16 protein-coding genes are annotated in these 17,955 nt (G+C 64.1%); 7 read left to right on the forward strand and 9 right to left on the reverse strand.

Annotated elements, in window-relative coordinates; translation table 11 throughout:
* Positions 1-96: 96 nt before the first annotated feature.
* A complete protein-coding gene (locus ABZ677_RS13475) occupies positions 97-549 on the forward strand; it encodes a hypothetical protein (protein WP_143544395.1) in 453 nt (150 codons plus the stop codon).
* A 950-nt stretch (positions 550-1,499) separates the two neighbouring features.
* Here the strand turns inward: ABZ677_RS13475 and ABZ677_RS13480 are convergent.
* On the reverse strand, positions 1,500-1,832 hold the full coding sequence (locus ABZ677_RS13480; protein WP_006898170.1) for a helix-turn-helix transcriptional regulator: 333 nt from the start codon (positions 1,830-1,832) through the stop codon (positions 1,500-1,502).
* On the reverse strand, positions 1,829-2,953 hold the full coding sequence (locus ABZ677_RS13485) for a tyrosine-type recombinase/integrase (RefSeq protein WP_006898169.1): 1,125 nt from the start codon (positions 2,951-2,953) through the stop codon (positions 1,829-1,831). The genes ABZ677_RS13480 and ABZ677_RS13485 overlap by 4 nt, the downstream gene beginning before the upstream one ends.
* 387 nt (positions 2,954-3,340) lie before the next feature.
* Here ABZ677_RS13485 and gluQRS point away from each other — a divergent pair, with 387 nt between their 5' ends.
* The 3 genes from gluQRS (at position 3,341) to ABZ677_RS13500 (ending at position 5,994) form a co-directional block, all read left to right on the forward strand.
* Complete coding sequence (gluQRS, locus tag ABZ677_RS13490) at positions 3,341-4,201, forward strand: tRNA glutamyl-Q(34) synthetase GluQRS (RefSeq protein ID WP_358370041.1); 861 nt, start codon at positions 3,341-3,343, stop codon at positions 4,199-4,201.
* Positions 4,202-4,305: 104 nt separating this feature from the next.
* A complete protein-coding gene (locus tag ABZ677_RS13495; RefSeq protein WP_358370044.1) occupies positions 4,306-5,172 on the forward strand; it encodes a hypothetical protein in 867 nt (288 codons plus the stop codon).
* Positions 5,173-5,250: 78 nt separating this feature from the next.
* Complete coding sequence (locus ABZ677_RS13500; protein WP_037187689.1) at positions 5,251-5,994, forward strand: queuosine precursor transporter; 744 nt, start codon at positions 5,251-5,253, stop codon at positions 5,992-5,994.
* On the opposite strand, the gene ABZ677_RS13505 is transcribed toward ABZ677_RS13500, so the two are convergent.
* Genes ABZ677_RS13505 through ABZ677_RS13515 form a run of 3 tightly spaced genes read right to left on the reverse strand, consistent with a single transcriptional unit; the run spans position 5,991 to position 8,870 of the window.
* Positions 5,991-6,827 carry a PaaX family transcriptional regulator C-terminal domain-containing protein gene (locus ABZ677_RS13505; RefSeq protein WP_358370047.1) on the reverse strand — a complete coding sequence of 279 codons (837 nt, stop codon included), beginning with the start codon at positions 6,825-6,827 and terminating at the stop codon, positions 5,991-5,993. The two genes, ABZ677_RS13500 and ABZ677_RS13505, sit on opposite strands and share 4 nt — an antisense overlap.
* Complete coding sequence (gene kynU, locus ABZ677_RS13510; RefSeq protein WP_358370270.1) at positions 6,808-8,016, reverse strand: kynureninase; 1,209 nt, start codon at positions 8,014-8,016, stop codon at positions 6,808-6,810. The genes ABZ677_RS13505 and kynU overlap by 20 nt, the downstream gene beginning before the upstream one ends.
* Positions 8,016-8,870, reverse strand: coding sequence for a tryptophan 2,3-dioxygenase family protein (locus ABZ677_RS13515; RefSeq protein ID WP_358370050.1), 855 nt, complete (start codon positions 8,868-8,870; stop codon positions 8,016-8,018). Before ABZ677_RS13515 ends, kynU begins: the two co-directional genes overlap by 1 nt.
* Positions 8,871-9,010: 140 nt before the next feature.
* Between ABZ677_RS13515 and ABZ677_RS13520 the strand changes: the two genes are divergently transcribed.
* Together ABZ677_RS13520 and ABZ677_RS13525 are read left to right on the forward strand one after the other, a co-directional pair.
* Positions 9,011-9,388: a BlaI/MecI/CopY family transcriptional regulator gene (locus ABZ677_RS13520; protein ID WP_317810930.1), complete on the forward strand. Its 378-nt coding sequence runs from the start codon at positions 9,011-9,013 to the stop codon at positions 9,386-9,388.
* Positions 9,385-10,266 (forward strand): M56 family metallopeptidase, encoded by an 882-nt coding sequence (locus ABZ677_RS13525; RefSeq protein WP_358370054.1) that lies wholly within the window; start codon positions 9,385-9,387, stop codon positions 10,264-10,266. The genes ABZ677_RS13520 and ABZ677_RS13525 overlap by 4 nt, the downstream gene beginning before the upstream one ends.
* A gap of 2 nt (positions 10,267-10,268) precedes the next feature.
* On the opposite strand, the gene ABZ677_RS13530 is transcribed toward ABZ677_RS13525, so the two are convergent.
* The 3 genes from ABZ677_RS13530 to ABZ677_RS13540 are packed head-to-tail and all read right to left on the reverse strand — an operon-like array spanning position 10,269 to position 15,878.
* On the reverse strand, positions 10,269-10,988 hold the full coding sequence (locus ABZ677_RS13530; protein ID WP_037187678.1) for a VIT family protein: 720 nt from the start codon (positions 10,986-10,988) through the stop codon (positions 10,269-10,271).
* Positions 10,981-11,457, reverse strand: coding sequence for a DUF2231 domain-containing protein (locus tag ABZ677_RS13535; RefSeq protein WP_037187676.1), 477 nt, complete (start codon positions 11,455-11,457; stop codon positions 10,981-10,983). The genes ABZ677_RS13530 and ABZ677_RS13535 overlap by 8 nt, the downstream gene beginning before the upstream one ends.
* Positions 11,458-11,507: 50 nt before the next feature.
* Complete coding sequence (locus ABZ677_RS13540) at positions 11,508-15,878, reverse strand: amino acid adenylation domain-containing protein (protein ID WP_358370059.1); 4,371 nt, start codon at positions 15,876-15,878, stop codon at positions 11,508-11,510.
* Between the two features lie 159 nt (positions 15,879-16,037).
* On the opposite strand from ABZ677_RS13540, the gene ABZ677_RS13545 reads away from it, so the two are divergent.
* Complete coding sequence (locus tag ABZ677_RS13545; RefSeq protein ID WP_358370062.1) at positions 16,038-16,724, forward strand: pyridoxamine 5'-phosphate oxidase family protein; 687 nt, start codon at positions 16,038-16,040, stop codon at positions 16,722-16,724.
* On the opposite strand, the gene tgt is transcribed toward ABZ677_RS13545, so the two are convergent.
* A complete protein-coding gene (gene tgt / locus ABZ677_RS13550) occupies positions 16,678-17,916 on the reverse strand; it encodes a tRNA guanosine(34) transglycosylase Tgt (protein WP_037187671.1) in 1,239 nt (412 codons plus the stop codon). The genes ABZ677_RS13545 and tgt overlap by 47 nt on opposite strands.
* Between the last annotated feature and the right edge of the window lie 39 nt (positions 17,917-17,955).

Here is a 17,955-nt window from a genome sequence, read left to right on the forward strand (position 1 = left end):
GTCGGAGCATAGCTTCCTTCCTTTCGACCATTCTATGAATGTGGTTACGAAGTAACGGTATTCGCTGCCACCGTCGAGCCAAACATCGATGTCGGCTTGATCGGTCGTGGGCAGTGTCTTGCCGCGTTCATCGAGCCAGGTCAGGAATTCGAGACTGATTGCGATTTGGCTCCGAACGTAAGTGGCAGCGCTGACCGTGACGGGCCGTCGGTTGGATCGTCGGCGAGCACGCCGCAGAACGTGCCAGGTGGCGAATGGTCGCACGAGTGCGATGTGATGAGCGGGCCGTTCACCGAGGGCATGCTCGAGCCACTGTTCGATTCGCTCGAGCAACTCGTCGCGCTCCGCGAGAATTCCCGCGTGGACGAGCAGATCACGCAGTCGGTGCAAAGCATAGCTCGGCGGGCACTGGTCGAGCAGTTCATGGCTCAGGGACTCGTGGTGGGCTCGTTGAGCGAGCTCGTGAAGCAACTTCGCACCGCCGGCGCGTCGATGAAGCCAGCGCATCGTCGAAGACGGATTGGGGACGTGGGCGAAGACGGCAACTAACGGAACGAGTTGCTCGGCAATGCCGTGTTCCGGGTGACTGAGGACGATGCGGAGCTTTGCCTCGAGTGCGTCGTGGGCGGTTTCGTGTTGTCGCCGGCGTACTCGTGTCGGGGATTCGGTGAGCTGGGGTTCGAGGACATGGCCGTCGTCGCGGCAGCGAAGACATACCGGTTGTTGGGCATCCGGATGTGCTGGATGCGCCGCACCGCAGATCACGCATGGGTGTCGTGGTCGGGTGAGGCAGCGGTTGCAGAGATCAGGTTCGGTGCCTCGGGCGGTGCGGTCGATTCCCCTGACTTCGCCGCACCCACCGCAGCGGCGCTTGGGCCGGGTGTAGCAGCTTTTGCAGATCGGGCCGTCGTCGGTGTGGGCGTATGTGGGCGCGTCCTCCCCGCACCGGATGCAGGTGCAGTGCGGAGTGCGGTAGCAATTCGGACACAATGCGGCGCCGTCGCTCCGCCGCGCCTTGATCGCCAACACTCGCCCACATTGTCCGCATGGCCCCCTCTTGCGGGGGACGCATGAGCTGCACAGTGGTCTGCCGTGGTCGTCGCGTTTGGCGATCGACCGATCCTTGCCGCAGCGACTGCACGGCGCGCAGTGGAAATATCGTCGGCAGTTGTCGCAGACACGACCTCCGTCGACTATGTGGTGCAGGATCTTTGGGGCCTTGCATCGTAGGCAACTGGGAATCGTGACCGTGGTGTGTCCGGCCGCGACGAGTAGCGCGGCCAGTCGCTGCACTGCCACTGGGGTGTTCGATGATCCCGACGTCAGCGCATCGGGATGCCGCGCAAGGTGCGCTTCCAACGGTCTCAGTGTTGAGTCGACTACCGCTTCGGCAACGAATTCCATTGCGGCGCAGAGACTGAGGTCAGGAACACTGTCTCTGACGTGATGGGCGGCTCGCTCGAGCACGATCTGGCGTGGCTCGACTCCCGGCCGTCGGCTCATGTCGTCTCTGGTCGGCGGATGGTGGTGCGTCGTGCCCGTGGCGGGGCTGGGTGCTCACCCGTACTGCCGTTGCTCGTCTTCTTGATAGCAGTGTTGACGACGTCGATCTCGATGAGGTCGTTCGGTGTGCACCCGAGGATGTCGCACAACGCGGCGAGGGTGTCCATCGATAACCGTTGCGGCGGTGCGGTGACGAGCCGGTAGACCTGTTCGCGGGAGAGGTGAATCCCGCGCTCGGCGAGCAGCGGGCCCAGCTCGGTGGTCTGGAACATCTCATGGTCGGCCATCAGGCGTCGCAGGTTCCAGCGGTAGCCCATCTTCTTGATCATGGCGCTCCCTTCCATAAAGTGTCGCGGCTCTGCAGCGCTCGGCGTATTAGTCGGGTTCGGTACTCGTCGGATACACCGGTATAGATCGCGGTCGTCGAGGCGTATCGGTGACCGACCTGTTCGGAGACGAACCGTTCTGGGTAGTCGAACTCCACCAGATGCGTGACGTACGAATGCCGCAGACAGTGCAGGTCGAGTTCGACCGGCAACCCCGCCGCCTGACGCACTTGCTCGAAGGCATCGTTGATGCTGCGCAGTGACATTCGACCGGCGCGCTCGCTGACCCAGAGCGCGGTCAGCGCGCCCGGCTTCATCAATGGCCGAACCTCCTCGACCCAGTGGTCGAGCACATCGACGATCCAATCCATCTCCGGAACCGTCAACACGGTGCGCCGCTTCGGCGGGCTTCCCTTCGATGCCTTCCCCCACCGCACGAACCAAGCACCGTACTGGCCGTACTGCGCTGCTTTCGGTGCGCGGCGTCGGTCGGAGAGATCTAACCCGCGGGCCTCTCGACGGCGCAGTCCGTAGGCGTAGACGGTCTTGAGCAGGGCGGCGTCGCGTAACGCTGTCAACGAACCTTTGCGGCCCAGCTTGCGGATCTGCTCGACGCGGCCGTCCGCGGCATCGAACAAGGTCTGCACTTCGTCGTAGGTCAGCGGCCGCCTCCCCGGTCCGCCCTCGAAATCTGCAGCATGCGCGATCGTGTTTCCCTCGTGAAAAACCTGTTGCGGCACAACCGAAAACCGATCCCAGCACTGCGCAGGCCAACCGTAGCGGCTGTCGGTGACGTACTCCATGAACAAGCAAATCGACATCTCGTACGACCGGGCGGTCGACACCACGATCGGCTTACGCCGGACCGAGGACCGCAGATGCACGATGAAATCTTCACCGTCCGCCGGTTCCCATTGCCACGGATACGAATTGGTGAACTCGGCCATCCGACGCACCAGCGACAAACGCGGCGCGATCGTCCCCTCGTCACTGAGAAACCGCGTTCGTTGCTGACGTTCCCACCCCGCCAGCATCGCTTCGAACACTGCCTGTTCGGGCTCGAGATGCACTACCCCGTCGGTCAACACCAGATGCGCCGCACCCGGAATCTCAGTCTCGCCCATGCGTTGCATTAAACACAACAATGTTGAATCAAGTCTAGTCTGACTGCCGTCGCCGCAGGTCAGGCGAGACGGAGGGCCGGCAACGGATAGGATGACACCGCGGTCAACGTCCAGGTCGCATCAGCTTATGCGGTGTAACGCAGTTGCATCGGACGCAATTCCGCCTACTTGGACCTTTACAACTCGATGTTTGTGACGGCATTGCCAATAAGGGGTGCGGATTCGCGTCGGTACCCCGCTCCCCCGTTTCGGTGCGGGTGTCGGAGCATCAATCAAGCATGCAGCGAAGACTATTGGGTGAGCCAAAAGCGTCAGGCGGCCATTCACTTCACAGCAAGCTAATGACAGTCCCTCATTCCCCAACACACCTGAAACTACGATGTCCCCATGCCCGCCGGACGCTTCGCTCCCAGTCCCTCGGGCGACTTGCATCTCGGCAACCTCCGAACCGCACTGCTGGCCTGGCTCTTCGCCCGCTCCACTGAACGACGTTTCGTGATGCGCGTGGAAGACCTCGATCGCGTCAAGGCCGGCTCGGAGCAACGTCAACTCGACGACCTCGCCGCCATCGGACTCGATTGGGACGGGCCCATCATGCGGCAATCCGAGCGTCGGGAAATCTACGACGCCACGATTCGCACGCTCACCGCCGCCGGGCTGACGTACGAGTGTTTCTGCACGCGTCGGGAAATATTGCAGGCCGCATCCGCGCCCCATGCACCCGACGGCGCATATCCCGGGACCTGCCGCGATCTCACCGCGGACCAGAAAGCAGCGAAGGACCGCCCACCCGCCATCCGATTGCATTCGCAGGTAACACAATTCACCATCGTCGACCAGCTGCACGGCCTGTTCCGAGGCCAGGTGGACGACTTCGTCCTTCGTCGTTCCGACGGCGTCCCCGCCTACAACCTCGCCGTCGTCGTCGACGATGGCGCGCAGGGCGTCGACCAGATCGTGCGCGGCGACGACCTGCTCACCTCCGCCCCTCGGCAGGGATATCTGGCGCAACTTCTCGGCCTCACCCCCGCCACCTACGTCCATGTGCCCCTCGCACTCAATGTCGAGGGCAAGCGCCTGGCCAAGCGGGACGGCGCGGTGACACTGCGCGAACGACCCGACGCGTGGTCGCTCATCACCGCCTCGCTCGGCATGCCCCATGCGAAGAACGCCGAGGAACTGCTCGAACAGTGGAAGCCGACGCGGGTACCGCGCGAACCGTGGGTGTTCGACCCCTCGAATACCTGACCTACCGACCGATCGAGATCACGTTGCAATGCGACAGCACCCAACTCGGGGACGAATCGGACGTACAGTGACCGCGACAACTCTTCCCGAGGGAGAAGGACACGATGACCTCAGGCGGTTACGACCCCGACAAGGATCCACAGAACCCCGGCGGCTATCCCCCGCCCCCGCAGGGCGGTTACCCGCCACCTCCCCAGGGCAACTACCCACCACCTCCGCAGGGCGGCTACCCACCTCCCGGGAACTACCCGCCCCCTCCCGGCGATCACCCCCAGCAAGGCGGCTACCCACCACCCGGTGGCTACCCACCGCCCCCGCAGGGCAACTACCCGCCGCCTCCGGCTTTCGGTGAGTCGCCGATGCCGACGCAGCTGTCCGTGGGAACGGCAATCGGATATGGCTTCGGCAAGTTCAAGGAGAACGCCCTCGTCTGGGTCGGCATCGTCCTCGTCGCCGCGATCATCCAGGGCGTCCTGAACTTCGTGTTGAGCTCCGACAACGTCGTCCTCAGCTTGATCTTCAGTGTCGTCGTCGGAGTCGTCGCGCTCCTCATTCAAGCGGCACTCGTCCGCGGTGCCCTGCACGAGGTGGACGGGATCAAGCCCGGGTTCGGGTCCTTCTTCCAGTTCGGCAATGTTGCCGCCGTCATCATCGCCGGCATCCTCGTCGGCATAGCCACCAGCATCGGCTTCGTCCTGCTGGTCATCCCCGGCATCGTCATCACGTTCTTCACGTGGTGGACCTTCCAGTTCGTCATCGATCGCGGTGACGAGCCGATTCCCGCCATCAAAGCCAGCGCCCAGGCGATCGCGTCCAACGGTGGGACCCTCTTCGTGCTGGCCCTCGCCCTGGTCGGCATCAACATCGTCGGTGCCGTCCTCATCGGCATCGGTCTGCTGGTCTCCATCCCGATCACGATCATCGCCGGAACCTACGCCTACCGCGTCACGGTGCGCGGACGCGTCGCCTGACCTGAGATCTGCCCCGATGGGCGCGTATCCCTCACCCGGGATTCGCGCCCATCGTCGTCTCGGTGCTTGGATCGAGCAGTGACCACTACAGAACACACCGCCGCCAACGGCGGCACCGAGTCTGGGCAGGCCACGTTCGCTCACATCAGCCGGGGCTACTACCCCACCATCGTCGCGCTGTTCGTCGCGACGCTGCTGATCTCGAACGTGGCCGCCAGCAAAGGTGTCGCCTTCTTCGCCTCGTCCGACGTCATGCTCGGACCCTTCCAAATCCTGCCGATCAACACCGACGGGGCATTCTTCCTGTTCCCCCTCGCATACATCCTCGGCGACGTCCTCAGCGAGGTCTACGGCTTCAAGGCCGCACGCCGCGCGATCTACCTCGGCTTCGGATCGTTGCTGCTCACCTCGGTGTGCTTCTGGATCGCCATCGAACTTCCCGCCGCCTCGTTCTACGAGAACCAAGAGGCCCTCGAAACCGTCGTCGGTGTCGTCCCCCGACTCGTCCTCGCCGGTCTCGCCGGCTATACCGTCGGGCAGCTCCTCAACTCCGTCGTCCTGGTCAAGATCAAGGAACGCACCAAGGAAAAGCACCTGTGGGCGCGACTGATCGGCTCGACCATCGTCGGCGAATTCTTCGACACCCTGATCTTCTGCTCCATCGCCGCCGGAGTCATCGGCATCACCACCTGGACCGACTTCATCAACTACGTCATCGTCGGATTCCTGTGGAAGACACTGGCCGAGGTCATCGTCATGCCGATCACGTACCGCGTCATCTCGTACATCAAGAAGCGCGAACCGTCGTACCAGAGCAGTTAGCTCGCGACCCATTCTCGACTGACCTCGAGGTAGCGCTCTCGCGCTGCCTCGAAGGTCGCGACGGCCCGGGTTCCCGGCCAGTCCTTCGGCGTCATGGACGGCGGAAGGCCCGGGTCGACGTAGGGAATGACGCGCCATTCGTCGAGCAACGGCACGAACGTGACGAACGCGTCGCGCGGGTCTCCGGCCGGAACCTCGGAGTCGTAGGTGTCCAAGAATGCCCGATGCCGGTCGGCGATGCCGGCCAGATCCCACCACTGCGCGGCGCTCTCACGCAGCGTGGTCGGCGGCGCGACCTCGGAGGCGACGAACGTCGTCACGTAGGGCGAGAGCTCCAACGCGTCGACGATGGCACCGGCCTCGTCCGCGAGATATTCGGGTGCGATCCACAGACCGGGTGAGACTGTGCCGCATCCTATTCCGGTGAGTCGACGCCTCAGTTGGTGGCGCGCGGCGCGTTGGGTCTCGGGGATGGTGAACGAGATGAGCCGAAACGGATCGCCGTCGGCCATCCGCCGGAACCCGAAGATCCGACCGTCGCCGCGCGCGAACATCGCGTCGGCCTGCTCGGTGATGCGATAGCCGGTGCGGCCGTCACGATTACTCGATTCGACGACGCCCTTCTTCTTCAACCTGGCCACCGCGATGCGCGTGCTCTCCGATGGCACCCCGAGTGCGTCCATCCGGACCACGAAATCGGCGATGGCGAACCACCCTCCCAGAGGGCGAACGTAAGCCCCGAGCACGGTACGCACCAAGGAGGTGGCGCTTCCCGGGCGAGAGTCGAAGTCGTCGAGGATGGCCCCGGCAGTGCTAGGCGCGGAGTTCGTCACGGATCGCCACGATTCCCAGATACACCTCTCGGTACGAGGTACTCAGTGGGCTCAATCCCAGGCGAATACCCTGCGGCGCGCGGTAATCCGGGATGACGCCCTTCTCCCACAGGCGAGCGGTGATCGCCTTGAACTCGGGATGGTCGATGGTGACATGACCGCCGCGTCGAGTCGAGTCCTCGGGTGAGGCGATCTCCACCCCGAGCGGTATCAGCATCTCGCGGACGAGCTCGAGGGCGTATTCGGTGAGTGCGACGGACTTCGCGCGTATCGCGTCCATCCCCACCTCGGCGATCATCTCGATGGTGTCCTGCATCGCGATCATCCCGAACACCGACGGCGTGCCGCTGATGACGCGTCGAATACCCTGTGCGGGAACGTAGCCCTGCGCCATCTCGAATGGATCGGCGCGACCCATCCAGCCCCAGATAGGTTGGACGAAATCGCCCTGCAGATCACTGCGCACGTACGCGAAGGCCGGTGATCCGGGTCCTCCGTTGAGGTACTTGTACGTACATCCGACGGCCAGATCCACTCCCCAGGAATCGAGTTCGAGCGGTACCGACCCGACGGAGTGGCACACATCCAGCAGCATCAGCGCTCCGGCTGCGTGCGTGATGCGCGTCGTCTCGGCCACGTCGACGAGGAAGCCGGACCGGTAGGCGACGTGGGTGATCACCACCAAGGCAGTGTTCTCCCCCACCACCTCGGCGAGTTGTTCGGGCTCGATACCACCGCGGCGGTCCGTCTCGATCCATCGCAGGGTCATATTCAGCTCTGCTGCAATGCCTTCGAGCAAGTATCGGTCGGTCGGGAAGTTGTCGCGGTCGATGACGATCTCGGTGCGGCCCGGCCGCATGGCGATCGCCGCCCGCGCCAGCTTGTACAGCAGTACCGTCGTCGAATCGCCAATCGTGGTCTGACCGGACGCTGCCCCGAGGGTGGCGTGGGCCAGGGCGTCGCCGATGGTGACGGGGAGATCGAACCACTGCTCGTCCCAACCGCGGATGAGGCGTCCACCCCAGGCCTGCGTCATGAAGGTGTTGATCCGTTCGACGCTTGCCTTGGTGGGCCGGCCCAGCGAGTTGCCGTCGAGGTATGCGCTGATCGACGGGTCGTCACTGCCGAGGAATTTGTCGCGATAGCTGCGGAGCGGGTCCTTGTTGTCGAGTTCGAGTGCACGTTCCATCATCGGCCGATTTCCGTTCTCACAGCGAGCAATTCGGGAAAGAAGGTGAGTTCGAGCGCTTTCTGCAGAAATCCGACACCACTCGAGCCTCCTGTCCCGCTCTTCATTCCGATGGTACGGAGCACCGTCCGCATGTGCCGGAAGCGCCACAGCTGGAAGTTCTCCTCGAGATCGACGAACTCCTCGAAGGCTTCGTACACAGCCCAATGTTCGGTGTGATTCTCGTAGACGAACTTGATCAGCGGCATCAGATCCTCGTTGAACGTATATGCCGCGGTGACGTCACGGTCGAGCGCAGATGCCGGTACGTCGTACCCCTGCCGCGCCAACGACTGCCAGAAGGCGTCGTACAGGCTGGGCTCGTGCAGCAGAGTCGAAAGCTGTTCGTGAGCAGCAGGATCGGACTCGAAGACCGTCAGCATGCCCGCATTCTTGTTGCCGAGCACGAACTCCACGGCCCGGTACTGATACGACTGGAAACCCGACGAGTTGCCGAGAAACCCACGGAACTGTGAGTACTCCGTCGGGGTGAGCGTGGCCAGGACGGACCACTGCTCGGTCAGCGTCTTCTGGATGTGCTTGACCCGGGCGACGCATTTGAGGGCGGTGCCGATGTCGTCGGCATCGAGAGCCGCCCGCGCGGCCAGCGTCTCGTGCAGCACCAGCTTGAGCCACAGTTCGGTGGTCTGGTGCTGAATGATGAACAGCAGTTCGTCGTGATGCTCGGGGGTGCTCACCGGCTTCTGGGCGCTGAGCAACGTGTCGAGGTCCAGGTATGCGCCGTAGCTCATCCGGTCGCTGAAGTCGGTGACGACAGTCTTTTCTATCGCGCGTGTATTCGCTTCGACACTCATGGCTGGTCCTCGAGGTAATGGGCTGATACCGACAGCGTATTACAGCATTGTGCCGTCCGCCAGTAATACGACATACACCGGTTTCGTGAAAGCCACCCGTCGCCTATCCTCGAAGTAACCGACCCGAGTGAGGAATCGCAGTGCGTAGAGCGTCCGGACAGTTGGAGGAGTCGATCCTCGAGTTGCTCGGCGAGCACACGGAACTCTCGGTGGCCCAGGCCCGCGAGCATCTGGACTCCGATCTCGCCCACACCACTGTCATGACCGCGCTGGTGCGCCTGCACGGCAAAGGCCTGGTCGATCGCGAACGGCGCGGGCGATCCTTCGTCTACACCCTCAACGCCCCGGTCGACGAGATCCCCGCACTTCGGGCCGCGATGCGGATGCGGACCGAACTCGGTGCCCGAGCCGAACGCGCCGATGTGCTGGCCAGCTTCGTGGCAGCACTCGACCCCGAGGACGAGGCAACGCTGCGAGAACTGCTGGCCAAGTCGGACGCAGCCGAGCAACACCCATGACCCTGCTCCTGGTCGTGGCAGTGCTGCCGTGGGTGCTGTCGCTGCTGCTGGGATTCGGAGCCGAACAACTCGACCGTCGACTCAACCCGTCGACTGCCGTCGTCCTGTTGCCCATCCTGTCGATGGTCACCGCGTTTGCAGTCGCCGCATCCCTGGCCGCGGTTGCCGCGGTGCTGCTGGCGTCAGGTGAGCTTGCCTGGATGACGGTGGGAATCATCATCTCCGCGTGGATGTTCTGGCGCGTGGTCGAGGTCGCCCGCCATGCTCGACGCGTCGCCGTCGGCGCGTCGATCGCATCCGAGTTCGGCGACGAAGCGCGGGCGACGGGCGGCATCGTCGTGGTGGACTCCGACGTTCCCGACGCTTTCGCCGTCCCCTCCGGCGGAGGTGCAGTCGTGATCACCACCGCCCTCGCGGAGGCTCTGTCGGACAACGAATTACGCGCCGTCGTCGAACACGAGCGCGCGCACCTACGGCATCGCCACAGCGTGTGGATTCAGATGTGTGAAATCGCGGCTCGGCTGGATCCGATTCTTCGGCCGGTGCCCTCGAAGGTCCGGCACGCAGCCGAGCGCCAGGCCGACGAGAGCGCAGCGACACTCGGCCGTCGAGATACGTTGTCCGCCATCGCCAGAACCGCCTTGCTGCGCAAACACCTCGACCATGGAACCCGCACTCTCGCCAGTACCGGCGGCGACGTCGTTCGCCGCGTGCAGGCCCTCAGCGAACCACCACGACGCCGTCAGGATCGCGGAATCCTTGCGGCCGGACTGATCCTCGTCCTCGCCTTCACCGTGATCTCGGTGGCGTTGTTCGATGTCGTCCAAGATGTGGTGGCCCCCGAAACCGGAGAAGTCGCCACCTCGATCTTTCGCTGATCTCAAATACCCGCGACGCCCGCCAGTTGGCCGATCGCGTAGGTGACCGCCATCGCGATCGCGCCACCGATCACGATTCGAGTCACCGCCGGGCGACTCGGCGCTCCACCGAGGCGCGCGCTGATGGTTCCGGTCAACGCCAGAGCGAGCAACACGACGACGAAGGTGACCGGAATACGTTGCGAAGCAGGCAGAAGCAGGATCGAGAGCAACGGCAGGAGCGCACCACTGATGAACGACACGGCCGACGACGCGGCTGCTTGCCACGGATTGGTCAACGCATCGGGGTCGATCCCCAACTCGATGTCCACGTGTGCGGCAAACGGATCGTGTTCGGTGAGTTCGCGAGCGACGGTCTGCGCGGTGTCGGCCGATAAGCCCTTGGCCTCGTAGAGTGCCGCGAGCTCGGCCAATTCCTGCTCGGGCTGCTCGTCGAGTTCTCGACGTTCCTTGATCAACAGCGAACGCTCGGCGTCACGTTGTGTGCTCACCGAGACGTACTCACCGAGTGCCATGGATACCGCTCCCGCGACAAGCCCCGCAACGCCTGCGGTCAGAAGCGACCCACGGTCGGTGGTGGCGGCAGCAACACCGACGACCAGACCGGCGGTGGACACGATGCCGTCGTTCGCACCGAGCACCCCGGCCCGCAACCAGTTCAGCCGACCGGACAGATCTCCGTGCGGTTCGTGCTCGTGCAGGCTCGGCTCGGGCTCACTCATCGCCGGCCGTCACCGATACGTCGTCCCACGCGGCGCGCGCGCCGGACTCTCCGATTCTGTACACCTGGACGATTGTGGTCGCTCCGATCACCACTGCCAAGACCACCACCGCGATCGACTGCCACCGCACGGGCGCGCTGCCCCGACGCTCACGCAGATGCAGGAACACGAGCGCCGCGGCGACGACGACAAGACCGACGGAAAAGAAGATCATCCAGTCGCCGATTTCGGCGTGCTGTTCGACCGCAGCGGTCTCGGGGACGCGCTTCTCGAGCCACTCGCCTGCCTCGGTCGTCAACGGCGTCAACACCAACGTGAACACCGCCAGGGCTGCAATGAGCCACACGAGCCTGCTGCGCACCCCGGACCAGATACTCGCCGCGATGGCGAGCAGCGCGGTCAACGGTGCCAGCACCACGATGAAGTGAACGAGCAGAATGTGGGCCGGTAGGCCGTTGAAGGTGGACATGCGTTCTCCCGCTGGCTTCGAAGTCGCGTGCACCTCACGCACCGCACATGCTACACACCATGTAGTAGTTGCGCCGACGGTTCGAGTGCTGCCAGGGATCGCCACGTCGAGTCGGGTTGTGCGACCATCGCATGCACGATCTGCTCGAGACGCTCCCCCAGCGCGACAACGGTATTCGCGTCGAACAATGCTGTGGGATAGACGATATCGACCGCAGTCTCGATCGACTTACCTTCGCTGTCTCGATGTTCGGTGACGTGAAAATGGAGATCGCACTTGGCGATGTCGATCGGCCGCGGCGTGGTCTCGAAGCGAACATTCCCGACGTCGACGGTCGCGGCGCTGAAGACGTCCCACGACAGTGCCACCTGAAAGATCGGGTGCCGCGCCTCTACCGACTCGGCAGCGAGATCGGCGACGACGTCCTCGAACGGCACCGACGCATGGTCGAAGGCCCGTAATTCGCTGAACCGAGAGGCCTGCACGACGTCGTAGACGGTCGTTGCGGCTGCGATGTCCGTCCGGATCGCGACGGTGTTGGTGAAGGTACCGACCACCTGCTCGAGCCTCGGATCGTCGCGTCCGGCAACCGGGGTTCCGATAACGAGGTCGGTGCATTCCGTGGCCTCTACGAGCAGAATCAACAGCGCCGCACGAAGCACGGTGAATCGTCCTGTCCCACACCGCTGCGCCAAATCGGACATCCTCTCCGTCGCGTGTGCATCGAAACCAAGCGACGTGCGTGCGCCGGAGAAGTCCCACTCCCGTGCCCGCGGGCGGTCCAACGGCAACTCGGCGCGGCTGGGGACACCCGCCAGTTCCTCGCGCCAGAACTCGATGTCGGCCGACACGTCGCGGTCGGCGGCCCAGACGCTGTAATCGGCGTACTGCAGGGGTAGTTCGGGCCACGACGGTGCGGTGCCGGCGATCCTGGCGTGATACGCCGCTACGAAGTCCGACGCCAACAACCCCAGCGACCAACCGTCCGCTGCACTGTGGTGAACAGCGCACGCGAGTACATGGCGATCGGGCGCTACCGCGAACAGGCGAGCCCGGATGGGGAACTCGGTGCGCATGTCGAACGGTCTCTCGAGGGTGTACGTCACTGCGGCGGCATCGAAGTCGACAACGTCGAGATTCGGTGCCACCGCAGCAGAATCCGGCTCGACGACCTGAGCCGGAGCCCCATCGACATCCGGATAGCGCGTACGCAGCGTGCTGTGCCGATCGATCAGATCGGTCAACGCCTGCGAGGCTGCCGCTGGATCGAACTCCCCTGTTATCGACACCGTGAACGGCAGATTGGACAGCGGCAGCGCTGCACTGCGATCGATGTGGCGTTGCTGCGGTGCCAGTGGAATTGCAATCACGCCCTGCGACATACCTTGTTCAGGTCGCGAATTATGTTGTAGCCCAACACGACGGCGTGCATCGATCCGTGCCGCGAAGGTCTGTACGGACGGGGCCTCGGCAAGGTCTCGTACACCGATGTCCACCGATTCCTCGGCCCGCACCGCCGACACGACTCTGGTCGCCGCCAGCGAGTCACCTCCGAGATCGAAGAACGACGCAGCGCAATCGATACCGTCCCTGCCGAGGACGCGTGCGAACGCTGCCGCCACCATCTCCTCGGTGGCACCGGACGGCTCGGTTGGAGCACCGGTCGTCGACGTGGTGAGGTCCGGCGCAGGAAGTGCGCCGCGATCGACCTTCCGATTGATAGTCAACGGAATCTCGTCGAGAATCGAGATGGTCGCCGGCACCATGTGGGCAGGCAATCGCCCGGTGAGATCCTTGCGCATGCGCTCGGTGTCGAGCACGTGTTCGCTGTGCGCGGCCACGACGTAGCCGTCGATACGCATGTCGCCAGTGTGGCTGCGACGCAATGCCGATGACGCCGCGGCAACCTCCGGGAGCGCCCGCAGCGCTGCGTCGATCTCGCCCAGTTCGACGCGATTTCCCCGGATCTTGATCTGATCGTCGGTGCGGCCGAGGAACTCCAGCGTCCCGTCGCCGCGCAGACGCGCCCGATCTCCACTGCGGAACATCCGACTCCCGACGCTGCCGAACGGGTTCGCGACGAAGCGCGCCGCTGCGTCCGGGGTGCGGCCGAGATATCCGCGCGCAACGCCGGGCGTCTCGATGTAGATCTCGCCGACCGCACCCGACGGAACAGGCCGCAGCGTGTGATCGAGGAGGTGAACTACCGACCCGACCATGGCTCGACCGATTCCGTCCGTGCTGCCCGGGTGCAGTGGCGCGGTCATCGTGACACTGCAGGTCGTCTCGGTGGGGCCGTAGGCGTTGAGCAGTCGTCGACCCATCGACCAGCGGTCGACCGTATCCTGAGGAGCCGCTTCGCCGCCGATGATGATCGTCCCGACGCCCGCCAGCGCTGCGGGATCCAACGTGGCCAGAGCCGAGGGTGTGATCAGCAGATGTGTAATCGTCTGCCGAGCAATCAGTTCCGACAGTTCTGCGCCGCCGTAGCTGTCCGGCGGCGCGATGACCACTGCCGCACCTGCTGTCGCTGCGGCCAACACTTCGACGATGGCCGTGTCGAATCCGGGTGAGGCGAGGTGACAGACTCGGGACTCGACGTTCAGGTCGTAGCTGCTCCGAATCTGTTGCACCAGAGCGGCGATGCCATCGTGGGTCACGACGACACCCTTGGGTGTGCCGGTGGAACCGGAGGTGTAGATGACGTACGCCGCCTGGTGCGGTGCTGTCGTCGCGGCAACGTTGCCCGAGTCTCCCTCTGCGATAACGGTATCGAGGTCCAACCATTCGACCTCACCGAACTCGCTACCGCCCGTGCACAGGCCCAACACCGCCCCGCTGTCGCGCAGTACGAACTGCGCCCGCTCGCGGGGGTGATTCGGGTCGACCGGAACGTACACCGCGCCCACTCGTGCTATCGCCCAGAACGCGACGACCCCCTCGACGGATCGGCCGACGCGAACGGCGACCCGGTCCTCTGCGCCGATACCTCGGGCAATCAAGATGGGTGCGAGTGCTGCGACTCTCGAGCCCAATTCTCCGTAGGTGATGCAGACTTCGGCGTCCTGGATTGCAATTCGATTGCCGTGCTGCGTGATTGCCGTCGAGAACACATCGTTCAGTGATCCCTGCTCCGTCACGGCCACGCCCACCGACGCGGGGTTCGTACGCGGTTCCTCCGGCAAGAACAGGTCGAGGTCTGCTACCGCGGTGTCCCCGCAACCGGACTCGGCAAAACGGTCGAGAAAGTGCAGGAACCGTCGGTGGTGGCGAGCGAGGTCGCTCGGCGTGTACGCGGCGGGGTTGGCCTCGAAGTCGATGCGCGGCCGCTCTCCACCTCGACCGGGGTAGATGTTGACGGCGAGGTCCGACACCGGGCCCGTGGTCAGAATGTCGATCTCACCGTCGAAGTCGCCGATGGCCACGGTGTTCGCGAACATCATCACGTTGATCGTCGGCCCGAAACGCCCATCGCGCAGGGCATGTCCACTCTCGGCCGCCGGCGGTCTGCTGCGCTGATGCCGCAGCACGGCCCCGATCGCCACCTCGGCCGACTTGACCACGCTGTTCACCGTCGCCGATCCGACGCCCGGCAACCGCAACGGCACCACATGCGACAACGACGATCCGGCCCGGCGCAGCAATGCTGTCGGCCGCGCAGAGACCGGCAACGACAGATCCACGTCGTCGGTGTCGTTCATGCGCGCCAGGTACGCGGCGAACGCTGCGATCACCACTGTCGAGGTCGCATGACCGGGACCGGCGAGGGAGATCGATCGATCCTCCCCGACGACGATCGGCACCGACGCAGGCTGAGCACTTCGGCCCCAGGGTGCGGCATGGCCCAGATCGGCGGATTCCCAATGCGCCCGATCGCGTCGCGCGCGGGCGGATGCGCGGTAGCGCTCGTCCTCGGCAAGGAGGGCAGCCGGTGAAGTGGGACTCATCGGCTCGGGCGCGACGCCACAAGACTCGGCCGCATACAGAGCCGCCGCCCGTTCGAGCACCTTCATCGAGGCATAGCCGTCGAGCGCGATGTGGTGGGCTCGGGTGTACCAGAAGACGCGATCGTCCCCGACGCGCAGAACCCGCAAGCGCACCAGCTGTCCGTCCATCGAGAAAGGCGTGCGGCAATCGTCGTCCATCCACCTCGTGGCGGCATCGGCCGGACGGTCGTGTCCGCGGAAATCGAGGATCTCTACCGCCTCGGTCTCCCGAGGCTCGAACCGCTGCATCGGAGTGCCGTCGACCTCGATGATGCGCATCGTCGACGACGAGAACTCTCGATGTGCCCTGCCGCCACAGCGGGCCAACGCGTCGACGTCGACGGCACCGACGATGTCGACGTAGTAGGCAATGGTGAGGGGCACGTCGGGCATGAACTGTTGGGCAATCCAGATGTCGGCCTGGGACGAACTCACAGGTAAGGCGTCGTCGAACATGCTGGTCCCCCCAGAGCGATTCTATTACTACACAGTCGGTAGTAATAGGCTACCTCGCCGGTTCGGTGAGGCGCCGTCGCGAACGTGATCCACCACCGTGGGGCCGGGAAACGCGCGGATTGACCTATGGTGAACCCCGTGCCGCAGAGCAATCACTATCACCATCTGATGTTCGGTCCTGCTGCGATTGCACGGCAGAAGGTCGACGGCAGTTACACCGCCTACGGCTCACAGACCGAACGACCCGACGACGGCCCGACGCCTCTAGACACTCGCGAGAAGGCCATGATTCGCGCGCTGGATCAGTTCCAGATCGCCACTGTCGCCGAGACCGGTTGGCCCTACATCCAGTATCGAAGTGGACCGAAAGGCTTCCTGCAGGTTCTCGACGATCGCACGGTGGGCTTCGCCGACTTCGCCGGAAACCACCAGTACGTGACGGCGGCCAATCTCGATCACGACGATCGCGTCGCGCTGCTTCTGGTGAATTACCCTCTGCGCCAACGGCTCAAGCTCTACGGACGGGCACGTACCGTCGAGAAGGCCGACGACCCCGAGCTGCTGGACCGACTGAGGAAGATCGGCGACATGACCGTCGCGGCCACGTGCGAACGCAGCGTCGTCATCGACGTCGAGGCATTCGACTGGAACTGCACTCGCAGCATCATCCCCCGCTACGACGCGGCCTACCTCGCAGAGCTGTCCGAGGTCTACCAGCGCAAGGCCGCCGAGCGGGAACAGGAACTGCTACAGCGCATTTCGGAGCTCGAAGATCAGCTCACGCAGTCTTCGACGCATAGAAACGCCCCAGGAACTCCGTCTTGAATTCCGCGAAGCGTCCCTGATCGATGGCGGCGCGAATGTCGTCGACGAGTTTGACGGTGAAGCGCTCGTTGTGGATGGTGCACAATGTCGAGGCGAGCATCTCCTTGGCCTTGAACAGGTGATGGATGTACGCGCGGGTGTAGTGCGCGCAGGTGTAGCAGTCGCAGTTCTCGTCGATCGGGGTGAAGTCGCGCCGATGCTTGGCGGTGTTGATGTTGAAGCGTCCCGTCGGCACGTAGATCGCCGCATTGCGTGCCACGCGTGAGGGATTGACGCAGTCGAATGTGTCGGCACCGTTCTCGATGGCGGTGAAGAAGTCGTCCGGTTCACTGATGCCGAGCATGTGCCGCGGCTTGTGTTCGGGCAGTTCCTCGTTCACCCACCGGGTGATGGTGCCCAGGTTCTGCTTCTCGAGTGCACCGCCGATGCCGTAGCCGTCGAACCCGCGACCCGTCTCTCCGGTGATGGTCTCGAGATCGTGTGCGGCCTTGCGTCGCAGATCCTCGTACTGCGCGCCCTGCACCACCCCGAACAGCGCTTGATACGGCTTGTCCGCGCGCTCGATCGTGAGACGCTCGTGCTCGAGGACGCACCGCTTCGCCCACGCCTGCGTCCGATCGACCGACTTCTCCTGGTAGCCGCGGGTATTCATCAGCGTGGTCAGCTCGTCGAACGCGAACATGATGTCTGCTCCGAGGCGATGCTGAATCTGCATCGACACCTCGGGAGTGAACCGATGCTTGGAGCCGTCGAGATGGGACTTGAACGTCACCCCGTCGTCGTCGACGTGAGCCAGCCGTTCCTTGCCCTCGGCGATGACGTCGTCGGACTGCACGCGCGTGGCGTCCATCGAGATGACCTTCTTGAACCCCACACCGAGCGACATCACCTGGAATCCGCCGCTGTCGGTGAACGTCGGCCCGTCCCAGTTCATGAACTTGCCCAGCCCACCTGCCTCGTCGACGATGTCCGAGCCCGGCTGCAGATACAGGTGATACGCGTTGGCGAGCACAGCCTGCGCGCCGAGCTCTTTCATCGCCTCGGGCAGCACCGCTTTGACGGTCGCCTTGGTTCCCACCGCGATGAACGCGGGGGTGGCGATGTCACCGTGTGGGGTGTGGATGGTGCCGGTGCGGCCCAGCTCACCGTCGAGCCGGGTGCCGATATCGAAGCCGAAACTGGAGGAACTCACCGCGTCAGTATGCGGCTTCGCTGCTTGTGAGTGGAAATT

Origin of the sequence: Rhodococcus sp. NPDC006774 (genome assembly GCF_040636045.1) — a bacterium.
GTDB lineage: Bacteria > Actinomycetota > Actinomycetes > Mycobacteriales > Mycobacteriaceae > Rhodococcoides.